The sequence below is a fragment of the Bradyrhizobium sp. genome, assembly GCF_049581145.1.
Classification (GTDB): Bacteria; Pseudomonadota; Alphaproteobacteria; order Rhizobiales; family Xanthobacteraceae; genus Bradyrhizobium.
Genome location: NZ_JBAURI010001011.1, coordinates 1 through 1,708 on the forward strand (window position 1 = coordinate 1; position 1,708 = coordinate 1,708).

Consider the following 1,708-nt stretch of genomic DNA (forward strand, 5'->3'; position numbering starts at 1 on the left):
CTCCAGGCCCAATTGTTGGACCAAGCCTCGGCGACGTCAAACACGCCGCACTCGTAAGCCCCGAGATTGACAGCGCGAGCGGCGAACGCCCGCCGCCCCGGTCAATACCAGCCCGGCGCGTAGGGGCCCCAGGCGCCTCCCCAGTCCAGCGCAGCTTCCTGGTTCAGGATCGCCGTGGTCTCCTGCATTTGCGCGATGTTGTTGGCGGCGCGGATCTGCTGATATTGCTGGTAGGAGGCGTCGTTGCCGATGAAGGCGCACCCGCACCCGGCGGCGTCGGCGTAGATATAGATGTTGTGGCCTTTCCGCTGCGCGGCGACGATGACGTTCTGCGGCAGCGCCTGGAGCTTGGTCATTTTCAGCGCGGTGTCGGCTGGCTGCCGAATGAACCCCGCCGCCGCGAGCTGCCCTTCCTTTTCCGGCGCGCCGACGCTCACGCAGCCGGCCAAAACCGCAGACGCGGCGAGAACCGCCAAACCCATACGAACTGTTTTGCTCACCGCCAGCTCCTCCCTGCCCGCAATCGGCTATGAAACGCGCGGAGGACGCAAGCTTTTGACGAAATTCGCTAGCCCCGCCCCCAGCGCGAGGGACTTTCGCCTTCCGCCAGCCCCCCTGTCAATCTCGTGGACTGATCGGTAGTGGGTCAGTTTGGCCGTGGCCGAGACTTTGCTCTAGCGCGATTGGCTGTCCGTCGCCATAATAAGAAAATGGGCGCCCCTAAATCAAAGGCTCGATTCAATGCCGTCGAGACAAAAGACGGCGAATGGCATGTGCGTCTCACGCTCCCCGGAGGAAAACAGCCGCAAATCGACGGCTTCAAGACGGCATCCGAAGCGCATAGGTGGATCAAAGCGCAGTCTGCCGCTTGGCTCAAAATGTATGAGGGCGGCAAACATGTCTAAGACTCCCGCCGCCCCTCCCACTCGCTCTTGAGGATCGCCATCATCACGAGGTCGACGCGCGTCCCGTCGCCGAGACGGTAGGCTTGGCGCAGGACGCCGTCGCGGCTCATGCCGAGTTTGCGGTAGGCGGCTTGCGCGCGGGCGTTGTCGGCGAAGCAGTCGAGGTAGAAGCGCTCGGCGCCCATTCGCCCGAACGCTGCGTCGAGAACCAGGCCCAGGAAGGCCGTGCCCAGCCCTTGTCCGGGGCGGGCGACGGCGACGCGCTTGAGGTAAAGGTTGGCATGCACGTCGCCGAGGCCGCGCAGGATGGCGAAGGCCTCGATCGCGCCTCCCGCGCCGATCCCGAGCCGGTAGGCGTGAGAGGGCGAATCAAGCATCGCCCGATGTTCGGCCTCTTCGGAGCGGCCGACGCAAAGCTCGAATTCCGGCGAGCGCTCGATCGCCATCACCGCGCCGATGTCGGCGGGCGCAGCGGGGCGTAACGTCAGCGCGGGAGCATCCATCGAGGGTGGCGACTCTTCCGAAGGCCTTAAGGTTCGCGGCCCCCATTGCGCCCCGCGGCGCGAGCGTCTATACCCCGCCGGCCCTTGAGCGGGCTCGCCTGCTCGGGACCCTGGGAGATGGGCGCTTAGCTCAGCGGTAGAGCACTACCTTGACATGGTAGGGGTCAGAGGTTCAATCCCTCTAGCGCCCACCATCTCCAACAATATTCTAAGCCTTGGAAAAGCTGACGGTTCCGGCTCGCCGCGTGCGCGCCTTCGGCCAAGCTCATTCGGCGCGCGAAAGCAGAACCGACCATCAAC

Annotated in this window: 3 protein-coding genes and 1 tRNA gene; 1 reads left to right on the forward strand and 3 read right to left on the reverse strand. The window is 64.8% G+C overall.

Annotated elements, in window-relative coordinates; genetic code table 11:
* Positions 1-101 precede the first annotated feature (101 nt).
* The 3 genes from WCB02_RS32840 to WCB02_RS32850 all read right to left on the reverse strand — a co-directional run bounded on the left by WCB02_RS32840 (position 102) and on the right by WCB02_RS32850 (position 1,408).
* Positions 102-500 (reverse strand): hypothetical protein, encoded by a 399-nt coding sequence (locus tag WCB02_RS32840; RefSeq protein ID WP_423964916.1) that lies wholly within the window; start codon positions 498-500, stop codon positions 102-104.
* A 225-nt stretch (positions 501-725) separates the two neighbouring features.
* A complete protein-coding gene (locus WCB02_RS32845; RefSeq protein ID WP_423964918.1) occupies positions 726-899 on the reverse strand; it encodes a hypothetical protein in 174 nt (57 codons plus the stop codon).
* A 2-nt stretch (positions 900-901) separates the two neighbouring features.
* Complete coding sequence (locus WCB02_RS32850; protein ID WP_423964921.1) at positions 902-1,408, reverse strand: GNAT family N-acetyltransferase; 507 nt, start codon at positions 1,406-1,408, stop codon at positions 902-904.
* Positions 1,409-1,527: 119 nt separating this feature from the next.
* On the opposite strand from WCB02_RS32850, the gene WCB02_RS32855 reads away from it, so the two are divergent.
* Positions 1,528-1,602 (forward strand) — tRNA-Val (locus WCB02_RS32855).
* The last annotated feature ends 106 nt before the right edge of the window (positions 1,603-1,708 follow it).